At 74.7% G+C, this 463-nt stretch carries 1 protein-coding gene; it reads right to left on the bottom strand.

The window, feature by feature from the left end; translation table 11 throughout:
• A partial coding sequence (locus tag AC5RUJ_RS18345; protein WP_494156529.1) for a hypothetical protein occupies positions 1-242 on the bottom strand: 242 nt, incomplete at its 3' end.
• Positions 243-463: the final 221 nt, after the last annotated feature.

The raw sequence follows: 463 nt of genomic DNA, 5'->3' as shown, positions 1-463 counted from the left end.
GCCGAGGACGCGGCGGCGCGCGCAGTTGCGGATCCGCTCGCATCGGCGGTCACGGGGATGCCGACGGCCTCACCGTCTGCCGCCCCCGGCGACAGGGAATCGTCCGGTTCAAGGTCCTCGGCCCGCTGCGTGCTGATCGGGCTGGCGTCGGTGTCCCGTCCCGACGCGATCGTCGCGGTGCCGGTGCCGGTGCCGTGTTCCGGCGAGTTCATGGCGTGGGCGGCCGCGGCGGCGCCTGCCACTCCGGCCGCTCCCTTACCCGAGGGTGCAGCGAACTGCCCGGTGGAAGGTTGTTGCGCTCCGGCGTAGTGTGCGCCGGACGGAGCAGGTGCTGCGGAACCGGCGGGGACCCCTGCGCCCCGCGCTTCCGCCGCATCGTCAATCCGGACGGCACCTGCCCTGGCCGTTCCCTGGCGGGCGGCTCCGCTGTGGCCGGCCGGTTGTCCGACCCCCGTCTGGTTCG

The organism is Arthrobacter sp. Y3223164, from assembly GCF_059091005.1.
Note: the sequence above shows the minus strand (reverse complement) of the source record. Positions and strands in the feature narration are given on the sequence as shown.